Source organism: Undibacterium sp. SXout7W, assembly GCF_049339385.1.
Lineage (GTDB): Bacteria > Pseudomonadota > Gammaproteobacteria > Burkholderiales > Burkholderiaceae_D > Undibacterium.
This window is the reverse complement of sequence record NZ_JBMPPF010000075.1, coordinates 1-479: the sequence shown is the minus strand read 5'-3', so window position 1 is coordinate 479 and position 479 is coordinate 1. Positions and strand designations below refer to the sequence as shown.

The 479-nt window shown below is 55.9% G+C and carries 1 protein-coding gene; it reads right to left on the bottom strand.

Translation table 11 applies throughout. The features are described from left to right. Positions 1-479, bottom strand: a 479-nt coding sequence (locus ACO0LB_RS20550; RefSeq protein ID WP_423052556.1) for a hypothetical protein, incomplete at both ends; no start/stop codon positions are given.

The following is a 479-nucleotide window of genomic DNA, read 5'->3' as shown; positions in this document are numbered from 1 at the left end:
CCTTCGCTGTTGTTGATGCTGCCTGCCGTGATGCCAATCTGTTTGGCTTGCAGTGTGCCTTTCAGGTTACTCAGGCTGTTGACGGTGTTCAGGTTGAGTTGTGCTCCTGCACTGATGTTGCCTTCGCTGTTACTTAGGTTGTTGGCGGTGATGGTGATGTCGTTGATGCCGATCAATTGACCTGCGCTGTTGCTGACGTCACTCGCTGTCATGGTCAGGCTGCCGTTGCTTCCTATCGTGCCTTGAGCATTGTTGAGTGTCTGTGCAACGCTGACGTTGATGCCGCTGTTGTCCGTGGAGAGTATTTTGCCCCGGGTGTTGTCCAGGCTGCCAGTAACGATGTGTTGCCCTTGCGCGGCTTCCAGCGTGCCTTGCTGGTTGTTGAATGTGCCGGCTGCATTGAGGTCGATGCTGCCGGCGCTGACGATGTTGCCTTGCTGATTGCTGATGTCGCTACCGCTGTGCAGGCGCAGTGTGCC